At 61.3% G+C, this 17981-nt stretch carries 14 protein-coding genes; 6 read left to right on the top strand and 8 right to left on the bottom strand.

What is annotated here, in order from left to right; all coding sequences use genetic code 11:
- Window positions 1-33: 33 nt before the first annotated feature.
- From PMI03_RS28495 to PMI03_RS28485, 3 genes are read left to right on the top strand one after another with little or no spacing between them, the layout of a single operon-like run.
- Entirely contained in the window at window positions 34-984 is a 951-nt protein-coding gene (locus tag PMI03_RS28495; protein ID WP_007702396.1) for an ABC transporter permease, read from the top strand.
- Window positions 985-994: 10 nt separating this feature from the next.
- The gene (locus PMI03_RS28490; RefSeq protein WP_007702394.1) at window positions 995-1894 is read left to right on the top strand and encodes an ABC transporter permease; all 900 of its coding nucleotides are present in this window, start codon (window positions 995-997) and stop codon (window positions 1892-1894) included.
- A gap of 14 nt (window positions 1895-1908) precedes the next feature.
- Window positions 1909-3231 (top strand): FAD-binding oxidoreductase, encoded by a 1323-nt coding sequence (locus tag PMI03_RS28485; RefSeq protein ID WP_309574494.1) that lies wholly within the window; start codon window positions 1909-1911, stop codon window positions 3229-3231.
- A gap of 15 nt (window positions 3232-3246) precedes the next feature.
- Here PMI03_RS28485 and PMI03_RS28480 read toward each other — a convergent pair whose 3' ends face one another.
- From PMI03_RS28480 to PMI03_RS28445, 8 genes are all read right to left on the bottom strand, one after another.
- A complete protein-coding gene (locus PMI03_RS28480; protein ID WP_007702388.1) occupies window positions 3247-4890 on the bottom strand; it encodes an FGGY-family carbohydrate kinase in 1644 nt (547 codons plus the stop codon).
- Window positions 4891-4892: 2 nt separating this feature from the next.
- Window positions 4893-5621 carry an SDR family oxidoreductase gene (locus PMI03_RS28475; RefSeq protein WP_007702385.1) on the bottom strand — a complete coding sequence of 243 codons (729 nt, stop codon included), beginning with the start codon at window positions 5619-5621 and terminating at the stop codon, window positions 4893-4895.
- A gap of 36 nt (window positions 5622-5657) precedes the next feature.
- A complete protein-coding gene (locus PMI03_RS28470; RefSeq protein WP_007702382.1) occupies window positions 5658-6908 on the bottom strand; it encodes a sugar ABC transporter permease in 1251 nt (416 codons plus the stop codon).
- The gene (locus tag PMI03_RS28465; RefSeq protein ID WP_007702379.1) at window positions 6905-7726 is read right to left on the bottom strand and encodes an ATP-binding cassette domain-containing protein; all 822 of its coding nucleotides are present in this window, start codon (window positions 7724-7726) and stop codon (window positions 6905-6907) included. The genes PMI03_RS28470 and PMI03_RS28465 overlap by 4 nt, the downstream gene beginning before the upstream one ends.
- Before the next feature lie 89 nt (window positions 7727-7815).
- Complete coding sequence (locus tag PMI03_RS28460; RefSeq protein ID WP_007702372.1) at window positions 7816-8901, bottom strand: sugar ABC transporter substrate-binding protein; 1086 nt, start codon at window positions 8899-8901, stop codon at window positions 7816-7818.
- Between the two features lie 212 nt (window positions 8902-9113).
- Window positions 9114-9998 carry an AraC family transcriptional regulator gene (locus PMI03_RS28455; RefSeq protein WP_007702368.1) on the bottom strand — a complete coding sequence of 295 codons (885 nt, stop codon included), beginning with the start codon at window positions 9996-9998 and terminating at the stop codon, window positions 9114-9116.
- A gap of 230 nt (window positions 9999-10228) precedes the next feature.
- Window positions 10229-12118 (bottom strand): methyl-accepting chemotaxis protein, encoded by a 1890-nt coding sequence (locus tag PMI03_RS28450; RefSeq protein WP_007702365.1) that lies wholly within the window; start codon window positions 12116-12118, stop codon window positions 10229-10231.
- Window positions 12119-12684: 566 nt separating this feature from the next.
- On the bottom strand, window positions 12685-13671 hold the full coding sequence (locus PMI03_RS28445) for an AraC family transcriptional regulator (RefSeq protein WP_007702354.1): 987 nt from the start codon (window positions 13669-13671) through the stop codon (window positions 12685-12687).
- A gap of 575 nt (window positions 13672-14246) precedes the next feature.
- Here PMI03_RS28445 and PMI03_RS28440 point away from each other — a divergent pair.
- Genes PMI03_RS28440 through PMI03_RS28430 form a run of 3 tightly spaced genes read left to right on the top strand, consistent with a single transcriptional unit; the run spans window position 14247 to window position 17964 of the window.
- Window positions 14247-15743: a sugar ABC transporter ATP-binding protein gene (locus PMI03_RS28440; protein ID WP_007702352.1), complete on the top strand. Its 1497-nt coding sequence runs from the start codon at window positions 14247-14249 to the stop codon at window positions 15741-15743.
- Between the two features lie 15 nt (window positions 15744-15758).
- The gene (locus PMI03_RS28435; protein WP_007702350.1) at window positions 15759-16826 is read left to right on the top strand and encodes an ABC transporter permease; all 1068 of its coding nucleotides are present in this window, start codon (window positions 15759-15761) and stop codon (window positions 16824-16826) included.
- 43 nt (window positions 16827-16869) lie between these two features.
- The gene (locus tag PMI03_RS28430) at window positions 16870-17964 is read left to right on the top strand and encodes a substrate-binding domain-containing protein (protein ID WP_007702347.1); all 1095 of its coding nucleotides are present in this window, start codon (window positions 16870-16872) and stop codon (window positions 17962-17964) included.
- The last annotated feature ends 17 nt before the right edge of the window (window positions 17965-17981 follow it).

Genomic DNA, 17981 nt, shown 5'->3' with positions numbered 1-17981 from the left:
CTTCCCATCTCGCAACCATCGGAGACGAATGCCATGCTGCGCTATCTCCTCAGTCGCCTGTGGCAGAGCCTGATACTGCTGCTGCTCGTATCGATGATCGGCTTTGCTGTTCTCACCCTCGCACCCGGCGGCCCGCTGTCGCAATTTACGCTGACGCCGGGCATGACCAAGGAGGCGCTCGACCGTATCGCTGCGCAGATGGGCCTCGACCGTCCCCTGCCCATCCAGTATCTCGACTGGCTGCGGCACATGCTGATGGGCGACTGGGGTCACTCCTATCGCGATAACCAGCCGGTGCTGTCGATCATTCTCGGCCACCTCTTCGCAACGTTGCTCCTGATGGGCACCTCGATGGTGATCGCGATCGCGGCCGGCACCTGGATCGGCATCAAGGGCGCGACCAAGCGCTATTCGATCTTCGACTACAGCGCCACCATCGGCGCCATGGTGGCGCTGTCGATCCCGACCTTCTGGTTCGGCCTTATCGCCATCTATATCTTCTCGCTGAAACTGAAGTGGCTGCCGGCCGGCAACATGTACACGGTCGGCAACGGCTCGTTCAGCGACTATGCGATCCATCTGATCATGCCGAGCCTGGTGCTCGCTCTCGTCAACATCGCCGTGTGGAGCCGCTATATGCGAACCGCCACGCTCGATGTCATCAACCAGGATTTCGTCCGCACCGCCAAGGCCAAGGGCCTGTCGCCACGGCGCGTCTTGATGCGGCATGTCGTCGGAAACGCGCTGCTGCCGATGATCACGCTTGCCGGCGTGCAATTGCCGACGATCCTCGGCGGCGCGCTGGTGGCCGAAACGGTCTTCACCTGGCCTGGAATGGGGCGGCTCTTTCTCGATAGCCTGGGCTACAGCGACTACCCCGTCGTCATGGGCCTTTTGATGTTCTCGGCGATATTCGTGCTGATCGGCAATCTGCTCGCGGATCTGCTGGTTGCCTTCGTCGATCCGCGCGTCCGGCTCGGTTAGGAGAAACGACATGTCTTCCTCTTCCCCCGCAACTCTCTCCCCGCCGGTCTTCGCGCCTAGCCGCTGGTGGCAGAACCGGACGTTGCGCCGGTTTGCCCGCCATAAGCTCGCCCTCCTCGGCGTCGCCATGATCTCGACCATCATTCTTGCCTGCCTGATCGGGCCGTCGCTGCTTCCCTATGACGAGCTCTTCATCGACCTGCGCGCCCGTTTCGCGCCGCCCTTTACGGCCGGCTACCATATTTTCGGAACAGATCCGCTCGGGCGCGACGTTGCCGTGCGACTGTTCATGGCGGGCCGCATCTCGCTTCTGGTCGGCTTCTTCGCCATGGTGCTCAGCACCCTGATAGGCACCACGATCGGTGTTGTCGCGGGCTATTATGGCGGGCGCGTCGGCATGTTTCTGATGCGCTTCGTTGATGCCTTCCTGTCCTTCCCCGGCATCTTCCTGCTGCTGGCGCTCGCCGCCTTCATCAAGCCGAGCCCATTCATGATCACGGTCATCATCGCAGTGACGAGCTGGATGGAAACAGCACGCATCGTCGAGGCGGAGGTGCGCTCGCTGCGCGAACGCGACTTCGTGCTTGCCGCACGCATGCTCGGGCTTACCAACAGATGGATCATGTTCCGCGAACTGCTGCCGAACGCCATTGGCCCGATCATCGTCGCCGCCACACTGACGGTCGCGCGCGCCATCCTGCTCGAGGCCTATGTCAGCTTCCTCGGCTACGGCATCCAGCCGCCGCTGCCGAGCTGGGGCAACATGCTGAACGGCGCGCAGCAATATCTGGCCAGCGCGCCATGGCTCGCCATCGTCCCCGGCGTCGCCATCACGCTTGCCGTCACCAGCTTTAACTTCATTGGCGACGGCTTGCGCGATGCGCTGGACGCGCGCAGCGACCTCAACTGAGAAAGGTGATGACGGTGCCGGTCTTTTCTCCTTTCGCAACGTCGCTCTGGTATGCGACTGCGACCGCAGCTCCAGTAACGACGGCGCTTGAGGGCCGCGTGGAGGCCGATGTCTGTGTGGTGGGCGGCGGCTATACCGGCCTCACCACCGCTCTCGCTTTGGCCAAGGATGGCGTGCGCGTCGTGCTGCTTGAGGCGCAGGAGATCGGCTTCGGCGGCTCAGGCCGCAATGCCGGCCACTGCACGCCGACCTTCACGCATTACAGCCTGCCGGAGCTTCGCCGCATGCTGGGCGAGCCCTGGGCCGAACGGCTGATCGCCCGTCAGACGCGCGCCAACGATCAGGTCTCCGACATGATCCAGCGCTATCAGATCGAATGCGAGTGGCAGCAGAACGGCTATGTCATGGGCGCCCATACGCCCTGGGCTATCAAGACGCTCAAAACGAAAGCCCGCGACTATAACGCCGTCGGTGCCCGCACCCGGGTTATCGACAGAGCCGAGGCGGAGGCGATCACCGGCAGTCCGCGGTTTTACGGCGGTTGGCTGCATGAAGAGGGCGGCCATCTCAATCCGCTCGGTTACGCGCGCGGACTGGCACGCGCCGTCATCCAGGAAGGCGGCCACGTCTATACGCGCTCGCCGGTCACCGGTTGCGAACGCGAAGGTGCGGGCTGGGCGGTGAAAACCGAAAAAGGCTCCGTGCTTGCCGACAAAGTTATCTTCGCCACAGGCGCCTACACCGTCGGCGGCTGGCCTAAGCTCGACCGCACCTTCAAGATCCAGAAGGTCTTCGTCGCGGCGACCCAGCCGCTTTCCGACGACGAACGGCTGAGCGTCCTGCCGCGAAACACCACGATCCACGACGGGCGTGGCGATATCTACGTCTACAAGTACAATGCCGAAGGCCGGATCGTCGCCTCAATGTTTCCCATGGGGCGGCGCGGCCGCGATCTCGCCTATACCCATCAGGTGATGTCGGACCGGTTGCGATGGCTGCACCCGCAGATCAAGCGGGATATCCGCTGGGACTATCTCTGGTACGGCGAGCTGGACATGCAATACAGGACCGTGCCGCGGCTTTACGACCTGGCGCCGGGCGTCGTCGCGCTCACCGGCCTTTCCGGCCGCGGCGTCCCGACCGGCAGCATGCTCGGCGGTATTCTCTCCGAATGGGCCAAGGGTGTCCCCGACAAGGATCTCGCGTTGAAGATCGAGCAGCTCTCGGCGGCACCCTTCTATATGGGTTTCGCACCGCAGATGACGCTGCGCTATTACCGCGTTGCCGACTGGGTCAAAACGAAGCTCGCCGGTGCGGCTTTGCCACCGCATGCCTGATCCTGGACATCCACATTATCCAGCGGATGCGGCATCGGCAAAGAGCGCCCGCACCTCTCTCTCGGCGCGCTGCAATCGTTCGAACGCCTCGTAGCGTTTCCCATGCAGAGAAGCCGTCGCACCACCGGCAGGTTCGAAAACCTGCGAAAATCGCGACATAGCCCGCATGGCGGCATCCAGCGACTGGTAGCGCCCGGACGCAAGAGCGCCCAGCATAGCAGCGCCAAGGAGCACCGGCTCATCCGTGTCGGTCACGGCAACCGGGATATGCGTCGTGTCGGCCAAAAGCTGGCGCACCAGCTTGCTTTGCGCCGCCCCGCCGCTGGCAACGATGGTGTCGATGACGATGCCATTCGTGGCGAGTGTTTCGATGAGCTGCTTGAGGCCGTAACCGATGCCGCAAAGGCCGGCAACGTAGAGCGAAACGAGGTTCGAAATATCATCCTCCAGACCAAGCCCGGCAATCACCGCGCGCGCGTCAGGGTCGGCATGGGGAGACCGGTTGCCCAGAAACTCCGGCACGACATGGATCGACTTCGCAAGCGTCACCGCCTCTTTCGAATTTGGGCAGGCTTCGCTTGCCCGACGGTCGAGCCAGGCGACGAGCGATAGACCGGCGGCCTCAGCCTTGGATTGCGCCTTGACGGAGGCTGGGTGCATGGTGACGAGATGGTCGATGGCAGCACCGGCCGCGGATTGGCCTCCCTCGGTGAGCCACAGCCCCGGCACCATGGCCGAATAATAGGGACCCCAAACGCCGTCGACGAAGATCGGCACCTGGTTCGACGCCATCGAGCAGGCCGAGGTTCCGAAAATATAGGCGAGACGGCTTTCGAGATTGACCTTACCGTCCGCGCCCTGAGCCCCGAGCGTGCCGATCCCGCCCGCATGGGCATCGATCATTGATGCGGCGACCGGCGTGCCAGCGACAAGGCCGAGGTCGCGGGCGGCACTTTCAATGAGGCCGCCACCAAGGGCCGAGCCCGGATCGACAATGTCTGTGCCGATCCTTGAGAATCCTTCGTCGGCAAGCTCGGACAGGCCGATATCCCTGAAATAGGCCGCATCCCAACGCTTCTCGTGGGCGAGATAAGTCCATTTGCAGGTGACGGTGCAGACCGAGCGGCTGAGAGAACCCGTGGAGCGCCATGTCAGATAGTCGGCCAGGTCGAAAAAATGGTCGGCGGCGGCGAAGGACTGCGGCAGGTTCCGCTTCAGCCAGAGGAGCTTCGGCGTCTCCATCTCCGGCGAGATACGCCCGCCGACATAGCGCAGCACCTCATGATCGCCGGCATTGATCTCCGCCGCCTCCCCGGCGGCGCGATGATCCATCCAGACGATGATATTGCGGGCGGGATCGCCAGAAGGACCGACCGCGACCGGCGATCCATCGGCCTTGACGGCGACCAGCGAGCATGTCGCGTCGAAGCCGATACCCGCCACGTCGGAGGCTGTGATCCCCGCTTGAGCAACGGCATCGCGAACACTGCCGCAGATGGCTTGCCAGATCTGCTCGCTCGACTGCTCGACGATATGGCCGGCCTCGTGCCAGATGGTGATCGGCCGTTTTGCGGAACCGAGCAGCTTGCCGCTGCCATCGAAGACCCCTGACCTGGCGCTGCCGGTGCCTACGTCGATGCCGATAAAATACGATGTCATAGTCAAAGATCCGTGCTGAGCGGCAGGATGACGAGGTCGCGGATCGTGATGTTACGCGGCCTCGACAGCATGAAGATCACCGCTTCGGCGACCTCCGTCGCCTCCATCAATCCACCAGCCGCAACGGCCTCGTCAAGCTTTGCCTGCGGCCAATCGCTGATGAGTGCGGTGACCACCGGCCCCGGCGCCACTGCGCCGACCCGTATGCCGTGCTTGGCGACCTGACGCCGCACCGTATGGGTGAACGCCTGCACGGCATGTTTCGAGGCGGTGTAGATCGGCTCCCACACCACCGGCACCAGCCCGGCGATGGAGCTGGTCATGATGATATCCCCCGTCTGCCGCTCCACCATATGCGGCAAGACGGCCTGCACCGAGCGGAAGGCGGCATTGATGTTGAGGTTGAGCATCCGGTCCCAGGCATCCGGATCACCTTCCACCACTTCGCCGCCGATATAGGAGCCGGCATTGGCGTGGAAGATATCGAGCTTGCCGAACTTATCGAGGATCTGCGGCAGCATCGTTGCGACGCTGGCAGGATCGGTGAGGTCGATGACGACGGGAAAGGCGCGTGGCCCCAATTCGGCGCAAAGTTCCTTCAGCCTGTCTTCTGCCCTATCGACAAGGGCGACACTTGCGCCCTCGTTCAGCAATGCCCTGGCGCATTCGAGCCCGATGCCGGAGGCGGCGCCGGTGATTGCCGCGACTTTTCCGGAAAGATCCTGTCTCATGATGGTCCTACTTTATGCTCTTAGTTTTAGGGAATATCAGGCTCGCCCGTGCGAAGCGCGGGAGCGGCGAGCGACGGAATCGACGATGACGGCGATGGCGAGAACCGCGCCGGTGATCATGTAGCGAAGGGCGGACGACAGATCCAACATGGTCAGCCCGCTGGCGATCGACTGGATGACGATGATGCCGAGCAGCGAGGAATAGGCGCTGCCACGTCCGCCGAAGAGGCTGGTTCCGCCGATCACGGCGGCCGCGATCGCATTCAAATTGACGTCGCCGGTGCCCGCCTGCTGGCTTGCCGAGGCAAGACGCGCGGCCGCCATCACGCCCCCGAGTGCGGCAAACATGGCGCAGAGAACGAAGGCACTCGTATAGATGCGCCGAACATTGATACCCGCGCGCCGCGCCGCCTCGCGATTGCCACCGACCGCGGCCATCGACCGGCCCCATTGAGTGCGGGTCAGCGCGTAGTTCATGATGATCACGAGCACGACGAAGAGCCCGAACATCCAGGGAATGCCGCGCTCCTGGTTAAGATAGAAGGCGACGAATTCAAGGGCCGCCGTCAGCGCGATCGACCGGGCAAAGAGGCCACCGATGGAACGCGCCGACAGATTGGCCTTGCGGCGACGTTCCGCGTCGCGATAGCCCGTCCACAGCATGGCAATGCCCGGAAGCAGCGCGAAGACATAGGCGAGCGGTTTCGGAATGACCAGCAACTGACCAAAATTCACGACCGCCGAGCCGTAGGGCAGGTTGATGGAGCCGGTATTGCCGAGCAGATAGAGCTGCATACCGAGCACCGCGAGCAGGCCTGCGAGCGTCGAGACGAAGCTCGGCATGCCCAGCCGATTGAAGAGCAAGGCGTAGAGCGATCCGATAATGCCGCCGACGATCAGGGCGGCGAGGATGGCGGCTGCCACCGGCCAGCCTTCGTTGACCCAGAGTATGCCGACCATGGCCGAGGCGAAACCGCTGATCGAGCCGACGGAGAGATCGATCTCGCCGAGCATCAGCACGCAGACGATGCCGAGCGAGATCACGCCGACGGTCGAGGCGTCGAAGAGCAGATTGGCGAGGTTGCTGCTGGAGAGGAACATCGGATTGAGCGTGCCGAAGACCGTCCAGATGATGACGAGGCCGACGACCACCGGCAACGATCCGAGATCGCCGGAGCGCACCTTGTCGATCGACGAACGGATCGTTGCCGCCAGCCCGGCATCGTGGTTGACGCGGATATCGCTACGGTCGAGCAATGTCGCGGTCTGTTTTGCATTGCCGGTCATATCTGACCCTCCTGGCTGATGTCCTGCTGCGCCTGGCGGCGGCCGGCGCGGCGCGAAACGGCATTTTCCGTCGCACCGGTAATGGCGCTGACGAGTTCCTGGTTCGACGTGTCGGGGTAGAAGACGCCGTTGTTGCGCCCGAGCCGGAGCACGACGATGCGATCGGCGACCGCGCGGACATCCTCCATATTGTGGCTGATCATCACGACGCCGAGGCCGCGATCGCGCACGCGCTCGATGAGGTTCAGCACCTCCGCCGTCTGGGCGACGCCAAGCGCGGCCGTCGGCTCGTCGAGCAGGATGATCTTCGGCTCAAGCAGCAGCGAGCGCGCGATCGCCACGGTCTGGCGCTGTCCGCCCGAAAGCGAGGCGATCGGGATGCGGACGCTTGGAATGCGGGCCGAAAGCTCGTTCAGCAGCGTCCAGGCGCGGACCTCCATCGCCGTCTCATCGAGCTTCAGCGGCGCAAGCTCGCGGCCGAGAAAGATATTGGCGACGACATCGAGGTTCTCGCAGAGCGCCAGATCCTGAAATACGGTCGCGATCCCGAGCGACAGCGCAGCGCTCGGATCGTCGAGCGTGACTGTCTTGCCGCCGAAGGTGATCGTGCCCGCACTCGGCTGGTGCACACCGGCCAGAACCTTGACAAGTGTCGACTTGCCGGCGCCGTTGTCGCCGACCAGGGCGACCACTTCGCCCGCATGGACGTCGAGATCGATATCGGTGAGCGCGGAGACCGCGCCGAAATGTTTGGAGATGCCCTTGAGGCTGAGAATGAGCTCGCCTGCCGGGGTTATCTGATCGCTAGCGCCAGTCATGTGTCGCGAGCCTTTCCTTGATTGGGCCTGCTTCCCTAGAGGTCCCCGGCCGCCGCGCTGGGCGGCCGGAGCTTTGGCTTGGGAGGGTGTTACTTGATGATACCGAGCGTCTTGCAGCCCTCGGCGTAACGATCGCCGCACAGTTGCTTCGGCGTCTGGATCGGCTTGCCGTTGACCTGCTTGTCGATGATCTCGGCCTTCAGATTTTCCGCCGTTACCAGCGCCGGGGTGAAGAGTTGTGTCGGTGTGTCGAAGAGCTTGGTATCGGCTTTCGGCGTTTCACCCGACAACAGCTGGATGGCGACGTTGGCCGCAGCAGCGGCCACGATTTCGCTGGGCTTGGAGATCGTGTTGTACTGATCACCGGCGATGATCAGCTGCAGGCCCGCGATCGTCGCATCATTGCCGGTCACCGGCGGAACCGGGTCGACGCCGGCGGCCTTGAAGGCTGCAACGGCAGCACCACCCGTGCCGTCATTGGCCGCGACGACGCCGAGGATCTTCTTGCCGAAGCGGGTGATCTGGCCGCTTGCCCATTGTTGTGCCTTCGGCGGCGCCCAATCCGGCGTATCGAATTCGGCAAGCACCGGATAGCCGCCATCGGCAAGGCCGGCATGGATGCCCTTCTTGATGAGGCCGGCGGCCGCATCGGTCGGTGAGCCGTTGATTTCCAAAAGGCCGCCATCACCTGCCTTTACGCCCTTCGATTTCAGATGATCGACGAGCGACTTGGCGATCGCCTTGCCGATTTCCTCGTTGTTGAAGGACACATAGTAATCGGCGGGGACCGAGGGGATCGGCCGGTCATAGGCAATGACCTTGACGCCCTGGCTCTGCGCGAGCTTGACGAGCGATGCCGCGGCCGTTGAATCGACCGGGTCGAGCACGATCGCCTTGGCACCCTGCGAGATCACCGAGTTGAATTGCTGCTGCTGGCGCGAGGCATCGCCGTTGGCGTTCTGATAGATCACCTTGCAGCCGGCGCAGAGTTTCTTCATCTCGGCCTGGAAACCCGGATAATCGTGTTCCTCGTAGCGGGTCGAGCCCTGGTCGGGCATCAGGAAGGCAACGGTCGCGTCCGTCACCTTTGCGGATTGCGCGAAGGCGGAAGCGCTGCTCAGGAGGCCGGCAGCAAGCACCGCGGCACCTGTTAGTCTCCATGCGAATTTGGTCATTAGATATCTCCGTCCCTATTGGTAACGTTTTCGATGAAGCCTCAAGCTCGCTGATCGAGCCCGAGGCCTTGCGTGTGTCTCGACCTAAGGCGGGCTCTGCGGCCGGCGCCCAAGGGCTTATTTTCGGACAAGACGTCTCCTTCGGGCGCCTAGCTGGTCGTCCGTCTCATCCTGCCCGGATTGTTGGTTTCTCCTCCCTGTCCTCCCCCTTTTTAGGCGGCCTCCACCGCTCCTATGTTCTGCGCCAGCAATGCTCTGAACCGCGAGGGCGCCATGCCCTTCTGCTCCAGAAAACGGCGATTGAAATTCGAGATGTTGTTGAAGCCGGTCGCAAAGCAGATGTCGGTGATCGACATGTCCGACTGGCTCATCAGCAAATGGCAGGCAAAATTGACGCGCAGGCGATTGACATATTGCACCAGCGCCATGCCGGTATGCCGGCGGAAGCTGCGGGAAAACGAGCTTGGGCTCTGCCCGGTAAGCTCGGCCAGATCGCTTTCGCTGAATGGTTCAGTCAGATGCGTGTTGATATAGGAAAGCGCCTTGTTGACGCCCGCCGACATGAAGCCGGACGGATCGGGATGATAAAGCGCGCTCGCAAGCGTCCGGGTGCCCTGCGCCGAACTCAGCGCATTCAGCACATTCATGAAGAGCTCGATGCGGCGGATACCCTGCGCCTCGACCAGATCACCCAGGATCGGGCCGACGATGGCAGCGGTCTCGGGCGTGAAGAGCGCGCCGCGGCGGCTCATCTCCAGGATGCCGGCGCAGGCAGAAAGCTCCGGAAAGATCTTGGTCGCGTCCGCCAGGAAGAATTCGGAAAACTGCAGCACACGGCAGCGCAGCGGCAGGCAAGTGCCGGGTGGCACGTCGCTAACCCAATTATGCGGCAAGTTCGGTCCCGTCAGGATCAGATTGCCGGGCTCGAACTCACCGATGAAATCGCCGACGAAATATTGCCCCGTGGTGGCGACCACATGATGGATCTCGTATTCGGGATGAAAATGCCAGCGGACGGTGCGGTAAGGATAGCCGTGCTCCCAGGCCTTGAAGGATTCACCGCTGCCGATGGCGACCACTTCCAAATCGGGGTTCATCCTGCACACCTCCCTTCGCCTTCGATCATTGTCTCGTCGCACCTCCTCCCAGAGACGCTGCCCGATCTGATAATCAAAGGTTACGCGTGGATGTCATGAACCGCTACTACGCCCTGCACCAAGAACTGATACTTTTTTGACATTTGAAGGTACTTTTGGGGCCGCAGCCTCCATATCAAAGGGTGATATGGAGGCTGCGGTCGGATCATTGCTTTTCGCCGTAAGGCGCCTCAGCCATACAGCCGGGCAGTTCCGTACCTCGCCTTGACCGAGCGATCCGGAGCTGCCAATCGGCTTTCAGTCGCCCGTAGCGCTGCCAACTGGTTCTGGCGTGCGGTGCCGTTTTCCAGCATGAACTGGGCCACGAGGCTACGCAGATTGACCGCCTCCGCAGCCAGAGTGGCGCTTGCGGCCGTCGTCTCTTCGACCATCGCCGCATTCTGCTGCGTGACCTGATCCATCTGATTGACGGCGATGTTGACCTCCGAAAGGCCGATCGACTGCTCCTTGGCGGAAATGGCGATCGCTTCCATATGCCGGTTTATGGTCTCGACATGCGCCTCGATGATCCGGAGCGCGTCGCCGGTCTCGCTGACGAGGCGAACACCGCCTGCGACCTCGACCGAAGAGGAGCGGATCAGAGCCTTGATCTCCTTGGCCGCCTGAGCCGAGCGTTGCGCCAGTTCACGCACTTCCTGGGCGACAACCGCAAAACCCTTGCCCGCCTCGCCGGCGCGCGCCGCCTCGACGCCGGCATTGAGCGCCAGGAGATTGGTCTGGAAGGCGATTTCATCGATGACACCGATGATGTTGGAGATCTGGTTTGACGATTGCTCGATCCGGCTCATGGCATCGACGGCGTTGGCCACCACCTCTCCAGATCGCTTCGCACTGACATTGGCCTCGTTGGCGACGGCGCGCGCCTCGTCGGCGCGATGGGCAGAATTACCGACATTGTTCGTGATCTGGTCGAGCGCCGCGGCCGTTTCCTCGAGCGAGGCGGCCTGCTGTTCCGTGCGCTTGGAAAGATCGCTGGCCCCTTGGCTGATCTCAAGCGAATTGCCGTCGATCGTTGCCGTTGCCTGCGAAATCGCGGTTAGCGCTTCATTCAATTGCCGGACCGACGCATTGAAGTCATGCCTCAACGCTTCGAAATCGGGCGCGAACGCATCGGTAAGCTGGAAGGCGAGGTCGCCGGCTGCAAGTCGCTTCAATCCTGCGGCAAGACCAGACGTTGCGACTTTGAGCCGTGCGGCGGCGTCCGCCTCTGCGATCTCCTGCGCGGAAACTCGATCCTCTTCCGCACGACGACGGTTTGCCTCGGCCTCCTCCTCCAGCCGCTTGTTTTCAATTGCCGCCTGACGAAACACCTCGATGGCGCCGGCCATCTCGCCGATCTCGTCCAGTCGGTCACGATCCGGCACGGCCTCCGCCGTATTGCCGTTGCTAAGCCGGTTCATGTAGCCGGTGATCCGGGCAAGAGGAGAAATGACGCGCCGCAATGTCAGGATCATGGCACCGACAGCACCGACAATCGCAATGCAAAGGGCGATGTAGGCAACACTCAGGCTTGATGCGACCGCAGCATTCGTCGTGTCGAGATTACCGCTATTGTCTGCGACGTTCTGGTCCACGTCCTCCTGGATCGTATCGCCAGCCTTGTCATATGCCTTCTTGCCCTCACCCAGCAGCAGAGCACTGGCCCCCTCGTCATTCCCGTTGTCCTTCAGGGCCTTGGCTTGCTCCCAAATCCGCTGATACTCCGCATCTGCATCCAGGAACTTCTGATAGATGGCGCGCTCCTTGTCACCCGCAATCATGGGCAGATAAACCTTCATGTCCTTGGCAATTTCCGCCTTCGTCTCCGCCATCGCCGCGAGAACGGACTGCCGGTCATCGGCGCGCGCGAGCAGATAACCCTCATGGGCGACGCGTAAATCGCCGTAGTCCGTATTCAGCTGGCCAAGCACCAGCACGGAGGGGACCGTATTATCGGCTATCGAACGGGTTGCTTCGCTGATCAGGGACAGCCTGTTTACGGAGACGAGGCCTTGCACAACGGAAATTGTGGCAAGGACTCCAAACAGACTAAGAAGGGTAGATTTAATCGTAAGTCGCATCGGAAAATACCTTTATGAAATTGCAGCCAGAACAATAACTCGCTGGAATATCCGGGTAATCAGATGCGATATGGCTAAGAATTACTTAAGACCGTGTTCCGCCACTCCAGAGTCGCCATTTTGCGCTCGCGTTCAGGATGCAAATGACGTCATCTGGATAAAACGAACTGCGCGACAGCCGCTTAATATTCTCTCCATGGCTCGCAACGCCGGGGTGGCGGGGTGTTCACCAGTGTCATGAGACGTGGAAGAATTCGGCTTGCGAACCATCAACGGTCGCTGAACACGGAAGACGACGGCCTGATAGGCAAATCCCGCCCATCGAAGTTGGGGTGTCGACGGGCGGGTGATGCTGTCGTTGGGAGCAGTAGCTACCGACCACAGCATCCGCTGCATAGAGTGGCAATGCGCGGCAAACTTCAATGCAATCATGAGATCGCAATTGCGCTCGATCTTCTTTCCTGCGTGTTCGGTATAAAATCTGCGTTTGTTGAATACCGCCCCGGAATTCGACCCCGATGATCGGATCCTGATCGCATCGCTCCCGGAGCGCTGCCCGTAGTCCGTTACTTGGCTCCGCCTCTTCCCATCTTTGCCGTGCTCGACGGCATCTCACCAAAAGATTGGTGATAGAGCGCGGCGAAACGACCCATGTGGGAAAATCCCCAGTTCCGGGCAACTTCGGCAACCGACAGTGAGATAGCCGGATCCGTCAGGGTTTTACGAGCGCCGTCCAGGCGGATCGTCCGCAGATAATTCAGCGGCGTAGTGTCCTTGAACTGCTGGAAGGCGGCCTGCAATGCACGCACGCTTGTCCCGGCTTCCCGCGCGATATCGGCGACACCCATCGGCGACGAAATATTGCTGTGCATGTATTCGATCGCCCTCTTCAGGCGCTTCGGGATCGCTGGCGAGACAGGCTTGGTCAGCCGTGCCGAGTAATTGTTGGGGACTGTTTCCAGCAGCGCGATCATCATCGCCTGCAAAAGGCGCTCAACGAATGCCGACGAGGGCCGGTCCGTCTCCTCGACGTTCAGACAGCTCCAGACAAGATGACTGAGCGCTGCTACCCGCGCTCCTTTTGCCGTTGCCAAGTCGATCGTGTCGGCAAAATCGATGCCGCCGATGACGGGGGCATCCAGCAATTCGCTCAATTGCTGGATCATTGCGGACTTTTCGAAGGCCACGCCCATATGGCTGCGTCCCTCGTGAAGCGTCAGCCTCTCAAAGCATGACATGTCACCGAGAAGAGCGGTGGTCGGCTTCGAAATGAGCCGTTTGCTGCCCGCATCTATCTCCATCACCCCGGAGGATGGCAAGTAGAGGGCATAGGCATCCGGCGCCTGCGAAAGCGTCACCTGCATTCCGGATTGGCATCGCCCGTTCCAGACGCTGTAGCGTCCGACTGAAAAATGGCGATCCTCCACCGAGATCAGCGAATGTTGCCGAAGCGGCTCCACCTTTGCGGGCGACAAGGTCCTGGCATAGTGCTCCGACATTTCATCGGCATCGGCTTTCACAATCTTGAAAACGGATTGACTAGCGTACCTCATCAAAACTCCTGAACAGGCAATCCTTGGGAGCGAACCCGAGGGCCACCCAAACGACAAAAAAAGCAGACCGCAAATCGCGATTTTCCCGATAAATAATACTAAACCACAGACAGCGTAAATGCACTATCGATCCAAACATTGTCCGGTGCACGACAGTATTGGTCACAATGAGGCGCGAATTCCAAAAAATCTTTCAGGCAGCCCAGTCGAACGATCCAATTATTTGCCGCATATGTCTTACAAATTCCCCCATAAATCGACAATATTCCCATACATTCATTCGTAATATGTAAGTAATATCTATTTAAAGCAAATCTTTACTTTAAGTTGAAAGTATATCCACGGGCACGCCAAACCTATCCGATATGCGCGAAAAGTAGCCGTGATACGCAATAATGAACCGAGATGAGGTGAGCAGCCGGGCAAAATCAATATTCATGCAGGCAGCAGACGATCGGCACGGTGGCGAAATCAAAGCCATCTCCGCGATGAAACCGCGTTGTCAATCGGGAGCCTCTTGACGGAATGTTATCGATAACATAGCCTCCTCTCATCGAAGCTTTGGGAGGAGCGGGATGGACGACGGAAAGCTGCTCGAGTTTTGCGACATCACCAAGGAGTTTGGTGGAACGCGCGCCCTGTCGAATGTCTCGCTAGATCTGAAGCCCGGAGAAATCCTGGCTCTTCTCGGCGAGAACGGCGCGGGCAAATCCACCCTCATCAAGACGCTCGCAGGCATCTACAAGCCCGATGGCGGACAAATCCTGTTTCGCGGCAAGCCGTATCAGCACCGCCCGCCAAAGCCCAATCAGCGCCAGCCGGTCGCCTTCATCCATCAGGATCTCGGGCTGATCGAATGGATGACGGTGGGCGAGAATGTCGGACTGGCACAGGGCTATTCGCTGCGCGGCAAGCTGATCGATTGGCGGGCGACCGAGCGCCGCACGGCGGAGGCCCTGAAGCTTGTCGGATGCGATTTCGATCCATCGACGCGGGTCCAGGAGCTGACACGAACCGAAAAATCTCTCGTGGCGATTGCTCGCGCGCTCGCAGTCGAGGCAGACGTTCTTGTTCTCGACGAACCAACGGCAAGCTTGCCCGCCGATGAGGTCGAGAAGCTGTTTGCAGCTATCCGCCCGCTCAAGGAGCGCGGTGTTGCGATGATCTACGTTTCGCATCGGCTGGATGAGATTTTCAGGATCGCCGACCGGGTCGCCGTGCTGCGCGACGGGCAACTCGTAGGACAGAAGCCGGTCGCAGACACGACGCCGGACGAGCTGATCCGCATGATCGTCGGACGCAAGGCCGACCAGCTCTTCGTCAAGGCCGAGCGGACCGCCGGTCCCGCCATCGTCTCCGTCAAAGATCTCGCCTGCCGTGGCGCAGGTCCCGTATCCTTCGACATCCGGCAGGGAGAACTTCTCGGCCTCGTTGGGCTCCGGGGCGCCGGCCAGGAATTGATCGGACGCGCGCTGTTCGGCTGCGAACCATCGAGCGGAACCGTCCGATTGAACGGCGCGGAGCCCGATCTTTCCAGCCCCGTTGCCGCCATGGCTGCGGGCATCGGCCTGATCGCAAGGGACCGGACCGAGGAGTCGGTCGCCATGTCGCTCAGCCTCAGGGAAAACACCTTCCTCAATCCCGGCGCGTCCGGGCGAGGCATGCTGTCCTTCCTGCCGCCGCAGCGCGAAGCCGAAATGGCCTATTCGCTCGGCAGCCGGGTCGGCCTCAGGCCTAATGACCAGGCGCTTGCGATCGAAGCCTTGTCCGGCGGCAATCAGCAAAAGGTCGTGGTCGGCCGATGGCTTGCCACGGGCCGCAAGCTGCTGATCGCCGAGGACCCGACAGCCGGCGTCGATGTCGGCGCCAAGGCAGACATCTACAAGCTGATCGCCGAGGCGGTGGAGGAAGGGCTTGCCGTGCTCGTCGTCTCCACCGACTTCGAGGAAATTGCCCATATCTGCCATCGCGCCCTGGTGTTCTCACGCGGTCAAATCGTGCGGGAACTGAGCGGCGCGGAACTGACGACGCCGGCGGTCATCGCCGCCGCATCTGCATCCGAAGCCGCCTAAATCGGAGAGAACCCCATGCAATCGATCGAATCCAACGCGCTCGAACCCACCCGGGCCGAACTGGCGGGAATGAGCTTCGGCCAGAAAATCCAAAGGTTATTGCCGGTCTATGGCCTCGTCATCCTGACGGCCTTCCTGATCCTGCTGTTTTCCATCCTGCTGCCGCAGACCTTTCCGACGCTGCTCAATCTGCGGTCGATCATTTCCGACAAGACCATCATCGCCATCCTGTCGCTGGCCGCGATGATCCCGATGGCGGCCGGGCGTATCGACCTGACGATCGGCTATGGCATCGTGCTCTGGCATGTACTGGCGATCAGCCTGCAGACCATGTTCGGCCTGCCATGGCCGGTCGCCGTCCTGATCGTTCTCGCGCTTGGAGCGTTGACCGGCTTCCTGAACGGGCTGCTGGTCGAGATCGCCAAGATCGACAGCTTCATCGCGACGCTTGGCACAGGCACCGTCCTTTACGCCATTGCCCTTTGGCATACCGGCGGACGGCAGGTGGTCGGCATGCTGCCGCAGGGCTTCTACGCGCTCAACGGAACCATGATCTTCGGCCTGCCGATCACCGGACTCTACGTCCTGGTTCTGGCTTTCGTGATGTGGATCATACTCGAATACACGCCGATCGGCCGCTACGTCTACGCCATCGGCGCCAATCCGAAGGCTGCTGCCTTGAACGGCATCCCGGTTCGCCGCTTCGTCATCGGTGCCTTCGTGACATCGGGCACGCTTGCCGCCGTGGCCGGCGTCTTGCTCGCCTCGAAACTCAGGATCGGCCAGGCCAGCGTCGGGCTGGAATATCTTCTGCCGGCGCTCGTCGGAGCCTTCCTCGGCTCCACCACCATCAAGCCCGGCCGTGTCAATGTCTGGGGAACCATGATCGGCGTCATCATCCTGGCCGTCGGCATTGCCGGCATCCAGCAGATCGGCGGCTCCTTCTATGTGGAACCGTTGTTCAACGGCGTGACCCTGCTCGTCGCCATCGGGATTGCTGGCTACGCCCAGCGCCGACGCAGCCTCGCCGGCCGAATGGCGCCGGCGCAAAAGCCGCAACTGCCCGCCAAGGCAGCCGAATAGTGAAGATCATATTGTTTTGATTACCAAAGGGAGGAGACAGACAATGAAACGCAGATATTTCCTGCAGGCAACCACAGGCCTGTTGATGCTATGCGCGAGCCACGCCTATGCGGATCCGCTGACTGACGCGAAGGCCGTCGTCGATAAATATGCCTCGCCGGTCACCAAATGGGACGGCCCCACCACCGGTCCGAAGGCGCAGCCCGGCAAGACCATCGTCGTGCTGGCCGGCGACCTGAAGAACGGCGGTATCCTCGGCGTCAGCAACGGGGTCGAGGAAGCGGCCAAGGCGATTGGCTGGCAGGTCAAGGTTCTCGATGGCGCGGGCTCGATCGGGGGACGAACCGCGGCCTTCGGCCAGGCCATGGCCTTGAAGCCGGACGGTATCATCATCGACGGCTTCGACGCGATCGAACAGGCACCGGCGTTGGAGCAGGCGCAGGCCGCAAAGATCCCGCTGGTTGCCTGGCATGCAGGCCCCGTCATCGGCCCGGATGAAAAGAGCGGGCTGTTCGCCAATGTCAGCACCGATGCGATGGAAGTGTCGACGGCTGCCGCCGACTGGGCCTTCGTCGATGCCAAGGGCAAGCCCGGCGTCATCATCTTCACCGACTCGACCTATGCCATCGCCATTGCCAAGGCCGACAAGATGAAGGCCGAGATCGAGCGTCTTGGCGGCAAGGTGCTGGAATATGTCGACACACCCATTGCCGAGACCTCGCAGCGCATGCCGCAGCTCACCACTTCGCTCCTACAGAAGTATGGCGATAGCTGGACCCATTCGCTGGCTATCAACGACCTCTATTTCGACTTCATGGGGCCGTCGCTCGCATCCGCCGGCAAGGGCGGCACGGACGCGCCGATCAACGTGGCCGCCGGTGACGGTTCGGAATCCGCCTATGCACGCATCCGCGCCGGCCAATATCAGAAGGTGACGGTTGCCGAGCCTCTAAACCTGCAAGGCTGGCAGTTGGTCGACGAGCTCAACCGGGCTTTTTCGGGAGAGAAATGGTCCGGCTATCTGTCGCCGCTGCATGTGGTGACGGCTGATAATGTGGAAACGGACGGAGGCCCGAAAAACACCTTCGATCCCGGCAACGGATACAAGGATCAGTACCAGAAGATCTGGGGCAAGTGATCCCATCTTGATATGAA

It is taken from the genome of Rhizobium sp. AP16 (genome assembly GCF_000281735.1).
Classification (GTDB): domain Bacteria; phylum Pseudomonadota; class Alphaproteobacteria; order Rhizobiales; family Rhizobiaceae; genus Rhizobium; species Rhizobium rhizogenes.
This window is presented reverse-complemented; position numbering and strand designations above follow the sequence as displayed.

What these genes read in the sequence shown, in the direction of transcription:
- PMI03_RS28445 (WP_007702354.1), bottom strand. Translation starts at nt 13,671, where the DNA reads ATGAGGTACGCTAGTCAATCCGTTTTCAAGATTGTGAAAGCCGATGCC.
- PMI03_RS28490 (WP_007702394.1), top strand. Translation starts at nt 995, where the DNA reads ATGTCTTCCTCTTCCCCCGCAACTCTCTCCCCGCCGGTCTTCGCGCCT.
- PMI03_RS28430 (WP_007702347.1), top strand. Translation starts at nt 16,870, where the DNA reads ATGAAACGCAGATATTTCCTGCAGGCAACCACAGGCCTGTTGATGCTA.
- PMI03_RS28455 (WP_007702368.1), bottom strand. Translation starts at nt 9,998, where the DNA reads ATGAACCCCGATTTGGAAGTGGTCGCCATCGGCAGCGGTGAATCCTTC.
- PMI03_RS28460 (WP_007702372.1), bottom strand. Translation starts at nt 8,901, where the DNA reads ATGACCAAATTCGCATGGAGACTAACAGGTGCCGCGGTGCTTGCTGCC.
- PMI03_RS28440 (WP_007702352.1), top strand. Translation starts at nt 14,247, where the DNA reads ATGGACGACGGAAAGCTGCTCGAGTTTTGCGACATCACCAAGGAGTTT.
- PMI03_RS28470 (WP_007702382.1), bottom strand. Translation starts at nt 6,908, where the DNA reads ATGACCGGCAATGCAAAACAGACCGCGACATTGCTCGACCGTAGCGAT.
- PMI03_RS28435 (WP_007702350.1), top strand. Translation starts at nt 15,759, where the DNA reads ATGCAATCGATCGAATCCAACGCGCTCGAACCCACCCGGGCCGAACTG.
- PMI03_RS28480 (WP_007702388.1), bottom strand. Translation starts at nt 4,890, where the DNA reads ATGACATCGTATTTTATCGGCATCGACGTAGGCACCGGCAGCGCCAGG.
- PMI03_RS28495 (WP_007702396.1), top strand. Translation starts at nt 34, where the DNA reads ATGCTGCGCTATCTCCTCAGTCGCCTGTGGCAGAGCCTGATACTGCTG.
- PMI03_RS28475 (WP_007702385.1), bottom strand. Translation starts at nt 5,621, where the DNA reads ATGAGACAGGATCTTTCCGGAAAAGTCGCGGCAATCACCGGCGCCGCC.
- PMI03_RS28450 (WP_007702365.1), bottom strand. Translation starts at nt 12,118, where the DNA reads ATGCGACTTACGATTAAATCTACCCTTCTTAGTCTGTTTGGAGTCCTT.
- PMI03_RS28465 (WP_007702379.1), bottom strand. Translation starts at nt 7,726, where the DNA reads ATGACTGGCGCTAGCGATCAGATAACCCCGGCAGGCGAGCTCATTCTC.